Origin of the sequence: Ralstonia flatus (assembly GCF_958439105.1) — a bacterium.
In the GTDB taxonomy this organism is placed as follows: domain Bacteria; phylum Pseudomonadota; class Gammaproteobacteria; order Burkholderiales; family Burkholderiaceae; genus Ralstonia; species Ralstonia flatus.
The window spans coordinates 164,786-181,927 of the sequence record NZ_CAUDLI010000011.1; the positions used below are offsets into that span (position 1 = coordinate 164,786).

The 17,142-nt window shown below is 65.0% G+C and carries 19 protein-coding genes; 8 read left to right on the forward strand and 11 right to left on the reverse strand.

Features of this window, described 5'->3' with window-relative positions; translation table 11 throughout:
• The first annotated feature begins 58 nt into the window (after positions 1-58).
• Both R2676_RS22240 and R2676_RS22245 read left to right on the forward strand, forming a co-directional pair.
• Entirely contained in the window at positions 59-742 is a 684-nt protein-coding gene (locus R2676_RS22240; protein ID WP_206272544.1) for a type II secretion system protein N, read from the forward strand.
• Between the two features lie 147 nt (positions 743-889).
• Positions 890-1,504, forward strand: a complete 615-nt coding sequence (locus R2676_RS22245; RefSeq protein ID WP_206272543.1) for an EF-hand domain-containing protein — start codon at positions 890-892, stop codon at positions 1,502-1,504.
• Between the two features lie 219 nt (positions 1,505-1,723).
• On the opposite strand, the gene hppD is transcribed toward R2676_RS22245, so the two are convergent.
• The gene (gene hppD, locus R2676_RS22250; protein WP_206272542.1) at positions 1,724-2,830 is read right to left on the reverse strand and encodes a 4-hydroxyphenylpyruvate dioxygenase; all 1,107 of its coding nucleotides are present in this window, start codon (positions 2,828-2,830) and stop codon (positions 1,724-1,726) included.
• Positions 2,831-2,987: 157 nt separating this feature from the next.
• Here hppD and R2676_RS22255 point away from each other — a divergent pair, with 157 nt between their 5' ends.
• Positions 2,988-3,476 carry an Lrp/AsnC family transcriptional regulator gene (locus R2676_RS22255; protein ID WP_027680403.1) on the forward strand — a complete coding sequence of 163 codons (489 nt, stop codon included), beginning with the start codon at positions 2,988-2,990 and terminating at the stop codon, positions 3,474-3,476.
• Between the two features lie 51 nt (positions 3,477-3,527).
• Here R2676_RS22255 and R2676_RS22260 read toward each other — a convergent pair whose 3' ends face one another.
• The 7 genes from R2676_RS22260 to R2676_RS22290 form a co-directional block, all read right to left on the reverse strand.
• Positions 3,528-3,920 (reverse strand): hypothetical protein, encoded by a 393-nt coding sequence (locus R2676_RS22260; RefSeq protein ID WP_206272541.1) that lies wholly within the window; start codon positions 3,918-3,920, stop codon positions 3,528-3,530.
• The gene (locus tag R2676_RS22265) at positions 3,917-4,306 is read right to left on the reverse strand and encodes an SgcJ/EcaC family oxidoreductase (RefSeq protein WP_206272655.1); all 390 of its coding nucleotides are present in this window, start codon (positions 4,304-4,306) and stop codon (positions 3,917-3,919) included. Before R2676_RS22265 ends, R2676_RS22260 begins: the two co-directional genes overlap by 4 nt.
• Before the next feature lie 37 nt (positions 4,307-4,343).
• Positions 4,344-4,781 carry a hypothetical protein gene (locus R2676_RS22270; RefSeq protein WP_206272540.1) on the reverse strand — a complete coding sequence of 146 codons (438 nt, stop codon included), beginning with the start codon at positions 4,779-4,781 and terminating at the stop codon, positions 4,344-4,346.
• 21 nt (positions 4,782-4,802) lie between these two features.
• Positions 4,803-5,216: a hypothetical protein gene (locus R2676_RS22275; RefSeq protein WP_206272539.1), complete on the reverse strand. Its 414-nt coding sequence runs from the start codon at positions 5,214-5,216 to the stop codon at positions 4,803-4,805.
• Entirely contained in the window at positions 5,207-5,950 is a 744-nt protein-coding gene (locus R2676_RS22280) for a LysM peptidoglycan-binding domain-containing protein (protein WP_206272538.1), read from the reverse strand. Before R2676_RS22280 ends, R2676_RS22275 begins: the two co-directional genes overlap by 10 nt.
• A 124-nt stretch (positions 5,951-6,074) precedes the next feature.
• Positions 6,075-6,566 (reverse strand): cupin domain-containing protein, encoded by a 492-nt coding sequence (locus R2676_RS22285; RefSeq protein ID WP_206272537.1) that lies wholly within the window; start codon positions 6,564-6,566, stop codon positions 6,075-6,077.
• Positions 6,567-6,744: 178 nt separating this feature from the next.
• Complete coding sequence (locus tag R2676_RS22290; RefSeq protein ID WP_206272536.1) at positions 6,745-7,422, reverse strand: TetR/AcrR family transcriptional regulator; 678 nt, start codon at positions 7,420-7,422, stop codon at positions 6,745-6,747.
• A 136-nt stretch (positions 7,423-7,558) separates the two neighbouring features.
• Between R2676_RS22290 and R2676_RS22295 the strand changes: the two genes are divergently transcribed.
• Both R2676_RS22295 and R2676_RS22300 read left to right on the forward strand, forming a co-directional pair.
• The gene (locus R2676_RS22295; protein ID WP_206272535.1) at positions 7,559-9,205 is read left to right on the forward strand and encodes an acyl-CoA dehydrogenase family protein; all 1,647 of its coding nucleotides are present in this window, start codon (positions 7,559-7,561) and stop codon (positions 9,203-9,205) included.
• A gap of 72 nt (positions 9,206-9,277) precedes the next feature.
• Positions 9,278-10,783 (forward strand): class I adenylate-forming enzyme family protein, encoded by a 1,506-nt coding sequence (locus tag R2676_RS22300; protein ID WP_206272534.1) that lies wholly within the window; start codon positions 9,278-9,280, stop codon positions 10,781-10,783.
• Here the strand turns inward: R2676_RS22300 and R2676_RS22305 are convergent.
• Both R2676_RS22305 and R2676_RS22310 read right to left on the reverse strand, forming a co-directional pair.
• The gene (locus R2676_RS22305; RefSeq protein WP_206272533.1) at positions 10,780-10,896 is read right to left on the reverse strand and encodes an adenylyl-sulfate kinase; all 117 of its coding nucleotides are present in this window, start codon (positions 10,894-10,896) and stop codon (positions 10,780-10,782) included. The two genes, R2676_RS22300 and R2676_RS22305, sit on opposite strands and share 4 nt — an antisense overlap.
• A 93-nt stretch (positions 10,897-10,989) precedes the next feature.
• Positions 10,990-11,685, reverse strand: a complete 696-nt coding sequence (locus R2676_RS22310) for a GNAT family N-acetyltransferase (RefSeq protein WP_027680412.1) — start codon at positions 11,683-11,685, stop codon at positions 10,990-10,992.
• Positions 11,686-12,094: 409 nt separating this feature from the next.
• Here R2676_RS22310 and kefF point away from each other — a divergent pair, with 409 nt between their 5' ends.
• Both kefF and kefC read left to right on the forward strand, forming a co-directional pair.
• Positions 12,095-12,646 carry a glutathione-regulated potassium-efflux system oxidoreductase KefF gene (gene kefF / locus R2676_RS22315; RefSeq protein WP_206272532.1) on the forward strand — a complete coding sequence of 184 codons (552 nt, stop codon included), beginning with the start codon at positions 12,095-12,097 and terminating at the stop codon, positions 12,644-12,646.
• Between the two features lie 24 nt (positions 12,647-12,670).
• Positions 12,671-14,611: a glutathione-regulated potassium-efflux system protein KefC gene (gene kefC / locus R2676_RS22320; RefSeq protein ID WP_102063940.1), complete on the forward strand. Its 1,941-nt coding sequence runs from the start codon at positions 12,671-12,673 to the stop codon at positions 14,609-14,611.
• Between the two features lie 101 nt (positions 14,612-14,712).
• Here kefC and R2676_RS22325 read toward each other — a convergent pair whose 3' ends face one another.
• Positions 14,713-15,507 carry a DUF1835 domain-containing protein gene (locus R2676_RS22325; protein WP_009239689.1) on the reverse strand — a complete coding sequence of 265 codons (795 nt, stop codon included), beginning with the start codon at positions 15,505-15,507 and terminating at the stop codon, positions 14,713-14,715.
• Positions 15,508-15,690: 183 nt separating this feature from the next.
• Between R2676_RS22325 and R2676_RS22330 the strand changes: the two genes are divergently transcribed.
• Positions 15,691-17,001: a M20/M25/M40 family metallo-hydrolase gene (locus R2676_RS22330; protein ID WP_206272531.1), complete on the forward strand. Its 1,311-nt coding sequence runs from the start codon at positions 15,691-15,693 to the stop codon at positions 16,999-17,001.
• Positions 17,002-17,142: the final 141 nt, after the last annotated feature.

Consider the following 17,142-nt stretch of genomic DNA (forward strand, 5'->3'; position numbering starts at 1 on the left):
GAACCGGCATGAAGGGCGGATAGAATCGGCGTATTCCTACGGTGCCTCGCCCCATTTCATGAACGCTCGACAGTCGTCCCGCCTGCTCAGCCTTGTACTGTTTGCTGCCCTGTGTGCGCTCCTGACGCACTGGGTGCTGACGCTGTCGTCGCTGCGCTCGCTGGGCGCGCCGCGTGAGGCCCGCGTTGCGCAGACCGATGCGCTGGAGACCGGCGCGGCCGTCACGCTCTTCGGCGGTGGCCCGCAGAACGGCCCGCGCGATGTTCAGGTGATGGGCGTAGTGGCCGATCTGGCCGATGGTTCGGGCGCGGCCATCGTGTCGGTGGATGGCGGCGCACCGCAGGCCGTGCGGGCCGGCAAGTCGCTGTCGTCCAATCTGAAGCTGGTGGAAATCAAGGCCCGCTCGGTGGTGATCGAGCGTAACGGCGCGCGCCAGGAGATTCCGCTGCCGGCCAGCGCCGTGGCAGGCGTGTCCCCGGCCAATCGCAATGCGCCGACCATGCCGCTGCCGCCCGCAGGCGCCGCAGCACCGCTGTCCACGCCGCCAGCGCCTCCCGCACCGGCGGTGGCCAACAACCCGGCCAACACCGCCATGCCGGGCGCCATGCTGCCCATCGCGCCCGCACAGATCAATACAGGTGACGAGCCTGCCAACCAAGGCGGCGGCATCGTGGGCCCGCGCCACCGCGCAGCGGCCGCTGCACGCAAGGGCGATACGCCCCCGCCGGGCGCCGACCAATAAGCATGGCGCCCGTGTCCTGACCGGCCATGCGCGGGCGGGCGCATATTACAGCGGGTGTCAACGGGGTAACAGCGTGTAAAAGCCGGCAACGCGCCGGCATTGTCGGGTTCTAATCGGCTACACAGTCCATGTGAAAAGGAGCTGACCATGACCAACAAACGTGCTGTCCAAGCCTTCCTCGCCACCTCGGCCCTGTTCCTGGCCATGTCGGGCATGAACGCCCGCGCCCAGGATGCCAGCGCCCCCGCCGCCAGCGCACAAGCGCCGGCCGCCTCGGCACCGGCCGCGCCGCAAACGACCGCCCGCGCAGGCAAGCCGGGCCACCACGGTGGCTTCAAGGCCATCGACACCAACGGCGACGGCCAGATCTCGCGTGACGAGGCCAAGGGCCATGCGTGGCTCGAGAAGAACTTCGACCAGATTGACGCCAACCACGACGGCCAACTCAGCAAGGACGAGCTGGCGGCGTGGCACAAGGCCCACAAGGGCGAGATGCATGAAAAGATGGCGCAGCGCTTCGACGCCAAGTTCAAGGCGGCCGACAAGGACAACGACGGTAGCCTGACCAAGGACGAAGTGCAGGCCGGCATGCCGCGTCTGGCCAAGAACTTCGACCAGATCGACGCCAATCACGACGGCAAGATCACCGAAGACGAGATCCGCGGCTACATGAAGGCCCGTCACGACGCCCGCAAGGCGCAGATGAATACCCCAGCGGCGGCAGCCATGCCGGGCGGCCCGTCGGCGACCAAGGGCGAGTGACGCCTCGTTTGAATTTCCGTACGCAAGCGGCGCCTTCGGGCGCCGTTTTTATTGCCTGTGCCCATCCGTATCCTCAATGCTTCGCAAGACCGGTGTGGGTCGGTTTGGCGACGGGGCCATGTCAGTGCCGCATGCGCGCATGCCGCAATGCCCATAAAAAAACACCCCGATGGCGAACCATCGGGGTGCGGGTACAGCACGCCTGAAGTTTGAGGGTCTTCAGGCCGGCTGATCGTCGGCCTTGAGCACGCCGCGGCGCATCTGGTCGAGTTCGATCGACTCGAAGAGCGCCTTGAAGTTGCCCTCGCCAAAACCTTGGTTGCCCTTGCGCTGGATGAACTCGAAGAAGATCGGGCCAAGCTGGTTTTCCGAGAAGATCTGCAGCAGCAGGTCGCCCGGCGCGCCATCGATGAGGATCTTGCGCTTCTTCAGTTCCGCCACGTCTTCGCCATGGCCGGGGATGCGCTTGTCGACCAGTTCGTAATACGTGTCGATCGTGTCGAGCAGCTTGATGCCATTGCTGCGCAGCGCATCCACCGTGTTGAACAGGTTGGTCGAACCCAGCGCGATGTGCTGGATGCCCTCGCCGTGGTACATGTCCAGATACTCCTGGATCTGACCGGCCTTCTCCGTCCCTTCCTCGTTGATGGGGATGCGGATGTTGCCGCACGGGCTGGTCATCGCCTTGCTCTTCACGCCCGTGACCTGGCCTTCGATGTCGAAGTAGCGCACTTCACGGAAGTTGAAGAAGCGTTCGTAAAACTCGGCCCATTCCTTCATCCGGCCACGGTAGACGTTGTGCGTCAGATGGTCGATGTAAGTCAGGCCGTGCCCGGTGGGGTTCGGGTTGGCGCCCGCGATGGGCACGAAATCGACGTCGTAGATGCTGATGTTGCCGATGTCGCCGGCCTTGGCGTCGTTCTTGCCGGTCCAGCGGTCGACCAGGTAGATCAGCGAATCGCCGATGCCCTTGATGGCCGGAATGTTCAGCTCCATCGGGCCGCTGTGGGTGTCGAAGCCCCAGGCGCCCAGTTCCAGCGCGCGCTTGTAGGCGAACGCGGCGTCTTGCACGCGAAACGCGATCGCGCAGATCGACGGGCCGTGCAGGCGCGCAAAGCGCTGCGCGAACGAATCCGGCTCGGCGTTGATGATGAAGTTGATCTCGCCCTGGCGATACAGCGTCACGTTCTTGTGGCGGTGCTTCGCGATGGCGGTAAAGCCCATGTTCTCGAACAGCTGGCCCATGGCAACGGGGTCCGGCGCGGCATATTCGATGAACTCGAAGCCGGCGGTGCCCATCGGGTTTTCCCAAGGCGTGAATTGCATGGTGAGTCTCCTGCGGGGCGGGCGCCGTTAGGGCGCTCAGGTCTTTGACGATCCTCGCAGTGTAGGAGTGTCCGTCCAAGCAAAAATTGCGAAGTTGTGCCCACCTTGCTAAATTTGCGCAAGAAAATTGCCGAATTAATTGGTGCGGAGCAACAAAATGAATAAAGTGGAACTCGACAAGATCGACCGCAAGATCCTGGAAGTCCTGCAGAACAACGGCCGCCTCACCAATCTGGAAGTCGCCGAGCGGGTGAATCTGTCGCCCAGCCCGTGTTTGCGACGCATCCGGCGCCTGGAAGAGTCCGGCGTCATCCGCCAATACGCCGCGCTGCTCGACCCGACCAAGATCGGGCTGGGGCTGTCGGCGTACATCAACGTTCGGCTGGAAAAGCAGGGCGGCGCGCCCAAGGGCAAGGGGCCCTCAGACATCTTTCGCGCCGCAGTGGCGACATGGCCCGAGGTGGTCACGTGCTACGCCATGACCGGCGAGATGGATTACCTGCTCAAGGTGTTCGTGGAAGACATGGAGCACTTCGCGCGCTTCATCCGCGACCAGCTGCTCGCCCACCCGGCGGTGATCGATGTAAAGAGCAGCTTTGCGTTGGAGCGGATCAAGGATACGACGGCGTTGCCGGTGGTGGTTTGAGGGATTGCCCTCCGATTAGCGCTTCCTGAGAGGCGGGCGTCGGTGCCGAGTTTACGGAGCCTGTTCGTAGAAAGGCTTCAACGCGTTGTGTACATGAGAAGCGACGGTCGGCTCCGCACTCACATACTGCGTCCCTTGCCGATAGCGCGCCACCAAGGTAAGCGTTGCGCGCAGTTTTTCCGGCTCCAACCCTTTGTCGAGAATGCCAGCCAGACCGATGACATCGCCATCAAGGCCGCTTTCTAACTGCTGGACGGCTTTTTTGATGTCGGACGCTTGCAGGGCTTTGAGGACATAGACTCGTGTTCTTGCCTCAGCCATCAGGCTGGATTCATAGGTGCTTTGGATAAACATCAAGCCGAACGTGCAGACGGTCCAAGCGCCCATCGCCAAGCCGATGACGAGCGTCGACAGAGCTAGGAGAATCGCGTTCCGTTTGGTCATGCTGTGGCCTCGCTCATCACCAAATTCGCATCCCGCACCAACCGCCACTTCCCATCCGCCTCTTTCCGCAGAATCGTCAACGTCTGCCCCGAGCGTCGCACCTCCTTTCCATCCGGCATCGTGATGACGATGCGCAGCGCGTTGCGCAAGTAAGCGATGTCACCAAACACCTGCACCTCCTGAATATCGCTCGTGCCATCCATGTGCACGTCCTTCATATCGCCCGACATCTTGGCGAAGGCCTCTTTGCCGAAGGGCGGCTGGCCCGGCGTGAGAAACAGCACGTCGTCGGTCATCAGGCCGAGCACGGTATCGATGTCGCCGGTTCTGCTGGCGGCGAGCCAGGTGTCCACCACGTTGCGGATGGCGCGTTCGTCGTCGGTCATGGCGATGCGGGTGTCGGTGAAGGAGGCGGCTTTCACTCTACACCGCAGGTTCGACCGGTGGCGCCACGCGGCGCTTGATGAAGACGGCGGGAGATAACACCGGAATATGCCGAGCCCGCAGCGTGACGAGCCAATCGCCTACCGCGTCTTCGCAGGTGACGCGGAAGTGATTCGCGTCGATCCACTCCACCTCATTCAGCCAGAACGTGTAGTACGCCGCGCCGATGGTGCCGGTGCTGATGGCACGTGAAAGGTCGGGGGCGACGAGGGTGATGGAGACGGCCTCTTCAAACGGGCAGTCGTAATTGGTGATGAGGACGAAGCCGAGATTCGTCTGATATTGCCGCAGCAGCTCGTAGCCGGGGATGGCGAGCGTGGGGTGCGGCACGCCGTCGACGATCACACGCGTGCGCATGGGCCACTGCTCATACGGGCCGCTGTGTTTCTCCAGGGCGAAGCGTTGGAGCGGCTGCATGGCGGCGGCGCGTTGGCTGCGCTATTCCTTGCGCATGCCGCACAGGGCGATCTGGCGGGCAGGGTCGGCGGAATCCTTCCAGCCGGGTTCTTCGCGCTTCTGGTACGCCTCCATCGTGGGGTAGCCCTTTACGCTCCACGAGAACTCGCTGTAGCGCGAGACCTCGATGACGGCCAGGCCGCAGCGCTTGCGGTGGTCTTCAATCTTGAACGCCGCGTGCGGATGCTCGCCTGACAGGTCTTGCTCGATCACCTTGTAGCGCGTGGGGCCGCACTTGAAGAAGCTGGCATTCCACTCGATGGTCTTCGGGCGGACGAACAAGGCGCCGTAGCAGGCACGGCCATCGCCGCGGAACGTTCCGGTCAATGCATCTGAGGCCATGGCCGATTGCGCGGCCAGCAGCGATACGGCGATGAGGAGGCGGCCTACTTGCATGCGGCGGTTCCGATCTTCGGGATGAGCGTGAGCACGTAATCGAGTTTCCGGATGTACGCCACGTCGCCGTGGTTGTACAGCACGGCAATGTTCTGCGTCGTCACGGGCCGCCAGCCGGTAATCACCTTGCGCATGGCGGCCTTGCGGTATTTGATCACCTGTCCGGGTTTGAGTGTTGCGGCATTCGGATTGAGCGCGCGCATCTCCGCCAGGGTCGAGCCTTGCGCGCGGGCGATCTTGTCAAAGCTGTCACCTGCCTTGACGGCGACTTCGTAGACCTTGTCGTCGGCATCGCGCACGCTCCGGACGTCGAACTTGGCCATGCGCGTGAGCAGGTAGCCGACGCCGGCGCGAATGTTCCACGCCGGCACCGTTCGGGCCAGGCCGGCGTTCAACCGGGTGCGGATGGCTGGCGGAACGATCAGGTCGCTGCCCTCTTCGCCGCGCAGCAGGGTATTCAAGGCGGGGTCGCCCAGGTTGCCGATCTGCATCGGCCGGGTGGACCACGCTTCCGAATCGGCTCCGGTCTCGACCCACACCATCGCCTTGACGATCTGCCAGTCCAGCGGCAGATAGCCGGCGCTGCCCATCAGGTGGCGGTTGTATTCCGCCACCGCCGCCTGGATGTCGCAGTCGTAGCCGTTCCAGCGGTCGGGCTGCTGGGCCGCGGTGTTGATGTAATCCTGCCAGCGCTCGAAATCGGTTTTGGGCTTCGCCTGGGCCTTGGTGACCATCTGCCCCTCCGTGGTTGCTTGACCTGTGGAGGGGCATGGTAGCCAGCGCCCGTCGGCGGCGTGTTAACGGCTGTTTATGTACCTTGCCGGCGGCTGGCGATCATCGACGCTGGCGCGTCAGGCTTCACTGCTTGGCCGACGGATCGTCCTGCGGGTTGACGTATTTGACGTCCAGCGGCCCCGTGCCATGAATCTGCACCACCGTTGCCGTCTTGGTGAAGGCGTAGTGATGCATGCCGCCTGGCAGGTTGTGAAAGCCGCCGGTCTTGAGCGCATGCGCGGCGCCCATGTCCATGGTGTCGCCGCTGCCCAGATAGAGGGTGCCCGAGATCACCGTGAGGTTCTCCGTCTGGGTGTGCCAGTGCGGCGGCACCTTGTAGCCGCCCGGCGCTTTCAGGCGGACGACGTAGGGGCCGTCTTTGCCCGGGTCACCGTAGAGCACGGCCAGCTTGGCGCCCTTGGGCAAGCCGGGCGGCGCGTCGACCCACTTCAGGGCCGATGGGTTGATCATCATCATGTCGCCCATGGCGGCGTCCTGTGCGGCAGCGGGCGCAGCGCCCAGGCAAAGCAGCATGGCCGTGGCCAGCAGCATCGATTGCGCGGATGGTGTCTTCATCGTCGTCTCCTTCTTGCCTCGGCATCGGCTCGCGGGCGACGCGGATGGCCGCCACATTGAGGGCGAGCGTGCCTTGGAAATCAGCGTAGTGAGGCGTGCGCCAGGCTGACAAGGAGGCAATCGCTCTAGGCGGGACGCGGGTTTGTGTCGGGTGAAGCAGACTTGCGCAGGGGGCCGATCAGTCCGTCGTGAAGCGGTACAACCGGTACGCGCGCGGTGCGAGGGTCGACAGGTAGCCGTGCACGGCGTTGCCGACCAGGCGCCGCAATGCTGCGGCATCCAGATGTCCGGGCATGGCCATCAGTGCTTGCGACACCAGGCTGTAAGCCATGGCGTGTGAGGCGAACGCCGCCTGTTCAGCATCGGCGCCGGCAGGCCAGTCGGCGCCGGCGGAAAGCGCTTCGGCCCACAGCGCCACGAACTCGCCGTACATGTGCCGGAAGGCCTCGATGCCCGACACCTTGCGTTCGACCAGGAACAGCGCCGCCCACTGTTCGGGTTCGGTCAGCGCTGCGGCGGATTGCGCATCGAGCAAGGCATCGACGCGTGCCGGCAGAGGCTCGGCACGGTGGGCGTCGATGCTCGCGCGCATGTCTGCCGCAATGGCCTTGATGCGCAAGTGAATGCACACCGCCGCCAGCGCTTCCTTGCTCGAAAAATATTCGTAGAAGCTGCCGATGCCCACGCCCGCCAATCCGATCACTTGGCGGATCGAGACCTTCTCGTAGCCCTTTTCAACCAGCAGTTGGACGAACGCCTCGCGGATGGCGTCGGCCGTGGCGCGCGCTCGGGATTGTGCCGGCCGGCGGCGCTGCGTCTTCGTCGTCTTGAGGGCGGAAGCGGGGGTGTCCTTCATGTCTCCAAAATCCGAACACCTGCGGGCGGGCTCATTTTTATACTCATTGCGACCAGCAAAAACCGGCTTTGCCTGCCGCCACACACGGATGTCGCTGCACGTGTAGAGCCGTTGCCTCAATCAAGGAGACACGTCCATGAACTGGAGCACGCACGACGTCACAAACGTGGTGACGGAGTTGCAGGACTATAACCTCTACACCACCGACCACGCGCTGCAGGAGGCGGTGCGGCGGGCCGGTGGCGCCGCGCACGAGGCCGAACTGGCCAGCTATGGCGCGCGCCTGGGCAGTGCAGAGACCATTCGCATGGCCGAAGAGGCCAACCACTTCAAGCCCGAGTTGCATACCTTCGACCGCCAGGGCCGCCGCATCGACCGCGTCGAGTTTCACCCGAGCTGGCATGGCGTGATGCGGATGGCGCGCGAGCAGAACCTGGTGGCGCAGCCGTTCTCCGATTCGCGCCCTGGCGCCTGGGCGGCCTATGCAGCAGGCTTCTCCATGCACGGCCAGATCGAGGCCGGATCGCAGTGCCCGAACTCCATGACCTTCGCCTGCATTCCGGTGCTGCAGCGCGAACCCGAACTGTTTGCCGCACTTGCGCCCAAGCTGTACTCGCGCACCTACGATGCGCGCGACATTCCGCTGGAGCAGAAGGATTCCATCCTGGTCGGCATGGGCATGACCGAGAAGCAGGGCGGCTCCGACGTGCGCGCCAACACCACGCGTGCCGAGCCTGTGCGCGGCGAAGGTCGCGGCGGCGAATACGAGATCACCGGCCACAAGTGGTTCTTCTCGGCGCCGATGTGCGATGCGCACCTGGTGGTGGCTCGCACCGAGAGCGGCCCGGCATGCTTCTTCGTGCCGCGCTACCGGCCCGACGGCACGAAGAACGCGGTGCACATTCAGCGCCTGAAAGACAAGGTCGGCAACCGCTCGAACTCCAGCAGCGAAGTCGAGTTCCAGGGCGCGTGGGGCCGCATGATCGGCGAGGAGGGGCGCGGCATTCCGACCATCATCGAAATGGCGACCTTCACCCGGCTGAACTGCGTGATGGGCAGCACGGGCCTGATCCGCCAGTGCCTGGTGCAGGCGATGCACCACACCAGCAAACGCCACGCCTTCGGCAAGCGCCTGATCGAACAGCCTCTGATGCGCAACGTGCTGGCCGACATGGCGCTGGAGTCCGAAGCCGCGACCCAACTGATGATGTGCCTGACCGAGGCGTTCGCACGCGCCGACGAAGACCCGCTGCAGCGCGCCTACAAGCGCATCGTGACGCCTGCGGCCAAGTTCTGGCTGGCCAAGCGCAGCATCGAGCTGTCCGGCGAGGCGATGGAAGTGTTCGGTGGCAACGGCTACATGGATGAGGGCCCGATGGGCCGTCTGTACCGCGAGACGCCGGTCATCTCCATCTGGGAGGGCTCGGGCAACGTCATGGCGCTCGACATGATGCGCGCCATCGGCCGCGAGCCCCTGGCCATGCAGGCACTGCTGGACGACCTGACGCCGTTCTGCCAGAGCGACGCCCGCCTGCGCGAGCCGGCTGCCGCGCTGACGGCAGGGCTGCGTGCACAGGGCGACGCCTCGGAATGGCTGGCACGCCGCCACGCGCAGCAACTGGTCTTGCTGGTGCAGGCGCGCCTGCTGCGCGAGCACGCGCCGGCAGCCATGGCCGACGCCTTCATCGCCAGCCGCTTCGACGGCCAATGGGGCCGCGTATTCGGCCTGCTGCCGGACGGCATCGACCATGCCGCCATCCTGGAGCGTGCTTGGCCGACGTAAGCCATCGCCATACCGCGCGGCGGCCTCGATGCCCCCGCGCGTAACGACAAGATCTGTTGGAGACGACCCGCCATGAATATCGTTGCGCTGCTGGACAGCAACGTTCGCAAGACCCCGGACAAGCCGTTCCTCCGGTACGCCGGCCAGTCGATCACCTATGCCGAAATCGATGCGCAGTCGCGTCGCGCCGCCACCGTGTTCGCCGCGCACGGCGTGCAGGCGGGCGACCGGGTCGCGGCCATGTGTTTCAACACGCCCGGCTTTGTAGCGGCAATGCTGGGTGCCTGGCGCCTGGGTGCAGTCGTGGTGCCCATCAACCACAAGATGCAGGCGCCGGAAGTTGACTACATCCTCGCGCACGCGGTCGTGAAACTGTGCGTGTTCGACGGCGATCTGACGCCGATCGTCACCCGTCTGCAGACGCCGGTGACTTTGCTGAGCATCGGCGCTGCCTCGCCAGGGGTGGCCTCGTTCGACGCGCTGCTGGCATCGGCCGCGCCGCACGATGCTCCGCCTCCGGCGGACGACGCGCTGGCCGAGATTCTCTATACCTCCGGCACCACCGGCCGGCCCAAGGGTTGCCTGCTGAGCCACCGCAGCGTGTGCATCGCCGCCATGACCTCGGCACTGGCGCTGTCCATGCACCGCGACGAACGCACCCTGATGGCGATGCCGCTGTGGCATTCGTCGCCGCTCAACAACTGGATGCTCGGCACGCTCTATGTGGGCGGCACGGTCATCCTGCTGCGCGAATACCATCCGCTGCATTTCCTGCAGGCCGCGCAGGACGAACGCGCCACGCTGTACTTCGGCGCACCGGTGTCGTACCTGCTGCCGCTGCAGATGAAGATTGACGTGGCGGCGTTCGACCTGAGTTCGGTGCGCGCATGGATTTACGGCGGCGGCCCCATCGGCGCCGATACCGCACGACAACTCGCCGCGCTGTACCGCAGCGACCGCTTCTATCAAGTCTTCGGCATGACCGAGACCGGCCCCTCCGGCACCGTGCTGTATCCGGAGGAGCAGATCGCCAAGGCCGGTTCGATCGGTCGCGTGGCCACGCCCGGCGTGGACATGCGCGTGGTCCGCGAGGACGGCGCAGACGCTGGCCCCGGCGAGATCGGCGAGATCTGGCTCAAGGCCGATTCCACCATGCAGGGCTATCTGGACAACGACGCGGCCACGCGCGAAGTCCTGCGCGACGGCTGGTACCGCAGCGGCGATCTGGTCCGACGCGATGCCGACGGCTTTCTGTTCGTGGTCGATCGCACCAAGGACATGATCATCACCGGCGGCGAGAACGTTTATTCCAAGGAGGTGGAGGACGTGCTGGCGGCGCACCCCGACATCCAGGACGCCGCCGTGATCGGGCGCCCGCACGACCAATGGGGCGAGACCGTGGTGGCCGTGCTGGTGGCCAAGCCCGGCACGCAGCCGGACCCCGAAGCCATCAAGGCGTTCGTCGCCGAACGCCTGGCGCGCTACAAGGTGCCGCGCGAATTCGTGATGCGCGATGCGCTGCCGCGCACGCCGACCGGCAAGCTGATGAAGCACGTGTTGCGGTCGGACGTGACCTAGCGCGGCAGCGCGCGCGTGCTGCCTCCTGCGCCGATGAGCTCGCGCGCCGTCTCGCGGTCAGTGCGTAGCGGCAAGATGAATGCAGTGACGACGATCAGGCCCACGTCGATCATTAACGAACCGTTTGGCGGAGATTGAGCGAACTATATTGAGTTGCGCAAAAACGCCCGGTCAAAGCCGGGCGTTTTTATCTGGGTGCTGTGCAATCAGACCGTGCGCTTTTGCGGCACCAGTGAGCGCCAGAAGCGCTGGCCGAAACGGCGCACGTCACGCAGGTTGCGCTTGAGCATGTAGTCGAGATCGGCGACTTGTTCGTCGATGGCTTCGGTCAACAGGCTCATCGTGTCGGCGGGCGGCAATTCCAGATAGGCATCGGCCTCTCCGTAGGCGTATTGCACGCGCATGCCGGCTTTCTTGGCGATGTGCATCATGGCCGCGTTGCGCGACAGGCAGTGCATGTACAGCGTGCGCACCTTGGTGTTCTGGCCATGCATGGCGGCACGCTGGAACAGCGCGCTGCCCACGCCCTTGCCGCGCGCCGATTCCGACACCGACACGCCGAACTCCGCCACGCGCCCTTGCGGGTTGTCGCGCAGGTAGGCGAGGTGGCCCACGCCGGTCAGTTCCAGACGCTCGTTGTAGACGCCGAAAACCTTGTCGTGGTCGAAATCGATGCTGTCGACGTACGCCTCGATGACGTGATCCCGCACCACCTGGCCGAAACGCAGCAGGCGGTCTTCCTCGCCCAGGGCAAGCAGGTGTTTGAGCAGGCGCGACCGGTGATGCGCAGCAAGCTCGCGCACCAGTACGGTGGAACGCGGCGCGCCTTGCGCAGCTTCCGTTTTGTCGATGTCGTCCTGGGTGACGACGCCGATGGCCTTGCTCAGTTCGAGCGGGTTCACGACACGGTTCCTGTTCTGATCGCGCCCGTCAGTAGAGGGCGGCAAAGTGGTGAGTCGGAGGTGCGGATGGCGCCTCCGGGGCACTCAATCGGGTGCAACTGAGTGTTGTGCAATGCACCATGCTATTGTAGTGCAATCAGGGTTTCCCCGTAAGTCTGGCGTCAGACTTTCCACAGGATTTCCCGATAAATCATTGATTTAGCGCAGCCGGGCGCAGCTCTCGGGGTTGTGGCGTCCTGACAACGCCGATGCTGCGTCGCGCAAAAAGAGCGCAAAGCAGCGCTTTGCCACGTGCCCTCCCCGTGGCGGTACCGTGCCAGCCGCCGTCCCGCCCCTAACGCCCGAAACGCCGCTCAACAATAGCCGTGCGAAGATGCGCCATCAAGCCGCCCCAGCCTCCTGATTTTCCATGACGTCCTCGCGCATTCTTGTGATCTACGCGCATCCTGCGCCGCGCCGTTCACGCGCCAACAAGCCGTTGGCGCGTGCGCTGGCCAGTCTGCCCGGCGTGGCCATGCATGATCTGTACTGGCATTACCCCGATTTCGACATCGACGTGCGCGTCGAACAGGAGGCGGTGGAAGCGGCGGAGCTGATCGTCTTTCAGTTTCCGGTGCAGTGGTACGCCACGCCGTCGCTGCTCAAGGAGTGGATCGACGTGGTGCTCGAGATGGGCTGGGCCTACGGGCCGGGCGGCACGGCCCTGCGCGGCAAGCATCTGATGGTGCTGGCCACCACGGGCGGCCGCGCACATTCCTATAACGCCGACGGCATTCACGGCCACACGTTCGACATGTTCCTGCTGCCGCTGCAGCAGACGGCAGCGCTGTGCGGCATGCAATGGCAGCCGCCGCATGTGCTGCACGACGCCGACGATGCATCCGCCGAGACCATCGACGCCCATATCGCGCAGGTCCGCGCCGGGCTGCAACCCTGGCTCCCGACCGACGCCGACGCCTGACGTTTCCCGATCTCTTCCCTGCCCATGCAATCGCACGATCTGCTCGTTAATTTCGTCATCTACCTGGCTGCCGCGGTGGCGGCGGTGCCGCTCGCGCGTCGCCTGGGGCTGGGTTCGGTGCTCGGGTATCTGCTGGCCGGGGTCATCGTCGGGCCGTGGGGCCTGCGGCTCATCACGAATGTGCAGTCGATTCTGGATTTCTCCGAATTCGGCGTCGTGCTGATGATGTTTGTCATCGGCCTGGAGCTGGAGCCGGCGCGGCTGTGGTCGCTCCGGCGCAGCATCTTCGGATACGGCGGGCTGCAGCTCGTGGTGTGCGCACTGGCCGTGGGGCTGGCAGTCATGGCGGTGGGTCATCCCTGGCGTGCGGCGGTGGTGGCCGGCCTGGGACTGGCGCTGTCGTCCACGGCCATCGCGCTGGCGACGCTGACCGAGCGCAATTTGATGCGCACGCCGGCGGGCACGGCCAGCTTCGGCATTCTGCTGTTCCAGGACATCGCGGCGATTCCGATGATCGCGCTGCTGCCGCTGTTGGCGACGGACGCCGGCGATGCCTCCGGCGGCCATAGCTGGGTGGCGGCGGCCAAGGCGGTGGGCGTGGTGGCGGCCGTGATCTTTGGCGGGCGCACGTTGCTGCGGCCCGTGCTGCGCGCGATTGCCCGCACCAACATGCGCGAGATGTTCACTTCGTTCTCGCTGCTGCTGGTGGTGGGGATTGCACTGCTGATGCACAGCGTCGGCCTGTCGATGGCGCTGGGTGCCTTTATTGCCGGCGTGCTGCTGGCTGATTCGGAATACCGTCACGCGCTCGAAACCGACATCGAGCCGTTCAAGGGGCTGCTGCTCGGCTTGTTCTTCCTGGCCGTGGGCATGTCGATCGACTTTGGTGTGCTGATGCGCCAGCCGTGGGCCGTGATCGGCCTGGTTGCGGTGTTCCTCGCCGTGAAGATCGGCGCGCTGCGTCTGCTGGCCACGCGCTTTGGCATTGCGCGCGGACAGGCGTGGCTGTTTGCCTTCCTGCTCTCACAGGGCGGCGAGTTCGCGTTTGTGGTGTTCGGCCCCGGCGTGGCCGGCAACGTGCTGGGCGACGAGACGGCCGCCGCCCTCAACCTCGTGGTGGCGCTGTCGATGGCCGCCACGCCGTTGCTGCTCCTGCTGCACGACAAGGTGCTGGTGCCGCGCATGATGGACGGCAAGAAGCGCGCGCCCGACGCCATCGAGCCGCAGGACAACCAGGTCATCATCGCGGGCTTCGGGCGCTTTGGGCAGATTGTCGGCCGCATGCTCTACAGCCAGGGCTATAGCGCTACCGTGCTCGATCACGATCCGGATCAGATCGACATGCTGCGCCGCTTCGGCTTCAAGGTTTTCTACGGCGACGCGACGCGCATGGACCTGCTGGAAACCGCCGGCGCGGACAAGGCCAGCATGATGGTCGTCGCCATCGACGACATGGAAACCAACCTGGAAGTGGTCGACCGCGTGCGCGAGCGCTTTCCGCACCTGAAGCTGTACGTGCGGGCGCGCAACGTGTCGCACGTCTACCAGCTGCGCGACCGAGGCGTAGAGGTGATCGAGCGTGAAATGTTCGAAGGCTCGCTCATGCTGAGCCGCCGCGTGCTGGAAGGCCTGGGCAAGGAGCCGTACGAAGCGCACCGCATCGCACAGACGTTCCGCCGCCACACGCTCAATTCAATGGAGCAGGTCTACCCGGTTTACCGCGATCAGAAGAAGCTCGTGTCGCTTGCACAGCAAGGGCGTGATGAGCTGGCCGAAATGTTCCAGCGCGACCGCATGCAGCGCAAACGCCTGCGCGAATCCGGCATGCCGTGGGGCGAGGGGGATGTCCATAGCGACGTGGAAGACGCCCAGCCCGATGGCGATCTTGCCAACGAAGTCGATGGCGGCGATGCGGAAACCCCCATCGATTGCCCGGCGCGCGCGGGCATCCGGCGCGACGGCTGAGCCGCTTCGATGACGAACGGGTTTTAAGGGCAGGCGCCGCCATCAAACAAAAAGGAGCGCTTTGGGCGCTCCTTGGGGCAGACGGGCAGGCTGCGTAGCCCCTATACAGCCACGCTCACATTGCGCCGCAGCTCGCAGGTGCTGAGCGAATCGGCTTCGCCGCGCAGCAGCAGTTGCCCGTTGCCGACCAGTTCGCGGCAGCGCCAGAAGACGAACCAGTCGCTCGCGAGCAGCCCGTCGATGGCGCCCATGATGCTGCCCACCACGTCGCGAGCGCTGGCCCAGTCGGTCGGAACGTGCTCCAGGATCACTTCATCGACCGTGCCGTACGACACCGGCACCAGCGTGTTGCCCTTCCACAGCCGCGTGTCGGCGTTCTCGCGCACGGTCTGCTGCCATTCGTAGGCCAGGCGGCCGATGCGCAACACCGACACCGGCGCGATGGTCGAAAACCGCCGTGCCAGCCGGGCGCCCGAATACATGCCGATGGTCGTCAGCGGGCCTTGACCGTTGGGGGCCTCAAGTTCGCGCACATCCATGCCGACTTCATTGATGCGCTGGGGCGATTGGTGCAGATGGAACGCCACCCGGCGCAGCATGAGCTGGTCCGACGCGCTTTGGCCGTGCCAGATGGCGACTTCCGTGGTGGCATCGCGCAGGTCGGCGAGCGACGCCAGTGCGTCGCGCATCTCGGCGGCGAAGTCGATGTTGCTGTTGGGCGCCACGCGCTGCCAGAAGCCGGAGCGGGCCATGGCGACACTGTCGACGTCGACCAGCGGCCCGACGGCGAGATCGTCGCGCAGTACGACTACGGAATCGGGGCGGCCAGCCTGTGCGAGCGCCTGCTTGAGCGTGGCGCCGGCAACATCGCCGTTGACGACATGGATGTATTGCATGGCAGCAATTGTAGCGAGAGTGTCAGCCCAGCGCTTTCGTTTTGCGCATCTCTATCAGTATTCCTTTGCGCGGTGTCATGCGCCTAGCCAAAGGGGGGATGGCCCTCGGGCAATCCTCAGGCGGGCGTGAGAAAATCGCCGATTTGTTGCAGACCATAACTAAGAACAGGTGAGGAAACATCCATGAGAGCCCCGTTGTTGCCCAAGGGCGTGCGCCCTGCAGTGCTGGCCGTTGTCGCATTGGTGGGTGCGCTGGCTGCAGGCCAGGCCGCCGCCGTGCCGCCGGCTGAAATCTACAAGCGCGCCCAGCAGGAAAAACCCGCGCTGATCGACACCATGAAGACTTTGGTCTCGATCGAATCGGGCAGCAAGGACATCGAGGGACTGGACAAGATCGCCGGCGTGATCGCCGAACGCCTGCGGGGTTTGGGCGGTGATGTCAAGCTCATCGACCCGAGCGACCACGCCTACCGCATGGCCGACACGCCCGAGAAGATCGGCAAGATGGTGCTCGCGCGCTTCAAGGGCGAGGGCAAGCGCAACATCATGCTGATCGCGCACATGGACACTGTCTACCTGAAGGGCATGCTTGCGCAGCAGCCATTCCGCATCGACGGCGACCGCGCCTACGGGCTGGGCATTGCCGACGACAAGAACGGCGTGGCGGTCATCCTGCACACGGTGTCGATTCTGCAGGCCGTCAACTTCAAGCAATACGGCACGCTCACGGTGCTGATCAACGGCGATGAAGAGATCAGCTCGCCCGGCGCGCGGGCCATGCAGGCCAAGCTGGGCGCGGAGCAGGACGCCGTGTTCTCGTGCGAAGGCACCCGCGTGACGTCGGACAAGCTGTCGCTGGCGACCAGCGGCATCGGCGCGATCCTGCTGGATGTGAAGGGCAAGGCTTCGCACGCGGGCGGCGCGCCGGAGCAGGGCCGCAACGCGCTGTACGAACTGTCGCACCAGGTGCTGCAGATGCGCGATCTGTCCAAGCCCGAAACGGGCCTGAAGGTGAACTGGACGGTGGCGCAGGCCGGCACCAACCGTAACGTGATCCCGGCGGTGGCCAGCGCCCAGGCCGATGTGCGCCTGCTGCGCGCGGCCGACGCCGACAAGCTGGAAGAAACCGTCAACGAACGCATCAAGAACAAACTGATTCCCGATACGCAGGTCACGGCCAAGTTCGAGCGTCGCCGCCCGCCGCTGGAAGCGACGCCGGCCTCGCGCGCGCTGGCCGAGCACGCCCAGAAGATCTACGGCGAACTGGGCAAGACGCTGGAGATTGACGACAAGGCCGAAGGCGGCGGCACCGATGCCGCGTTTGCCGCCTCGAAGACCAAGGCGCCCGTGATCGAGCGTTTTGGCCTGGCGAGCTTTGGCGCGCACTCGAACGACGCCGAATATGTCGACCTGAACTCGATCGTGCCGCGCCTGTACCTGCTGACGCGCATGGTCATGGACGTGTCGCGCGACCGCGTCGGCCTCACCAAATAACTGCACTGCAACGCGGCGCGTAAGCCTTACACGCGCCGCAGCACATCTCCTGCGCGAAGCCGCTGTCCTGCGGCTTCCCACTGCCCGGGTGCCGGGTATTCCGCTTGCTTTCCCCTGACGCATGTCCCCAGCGACGGCCGC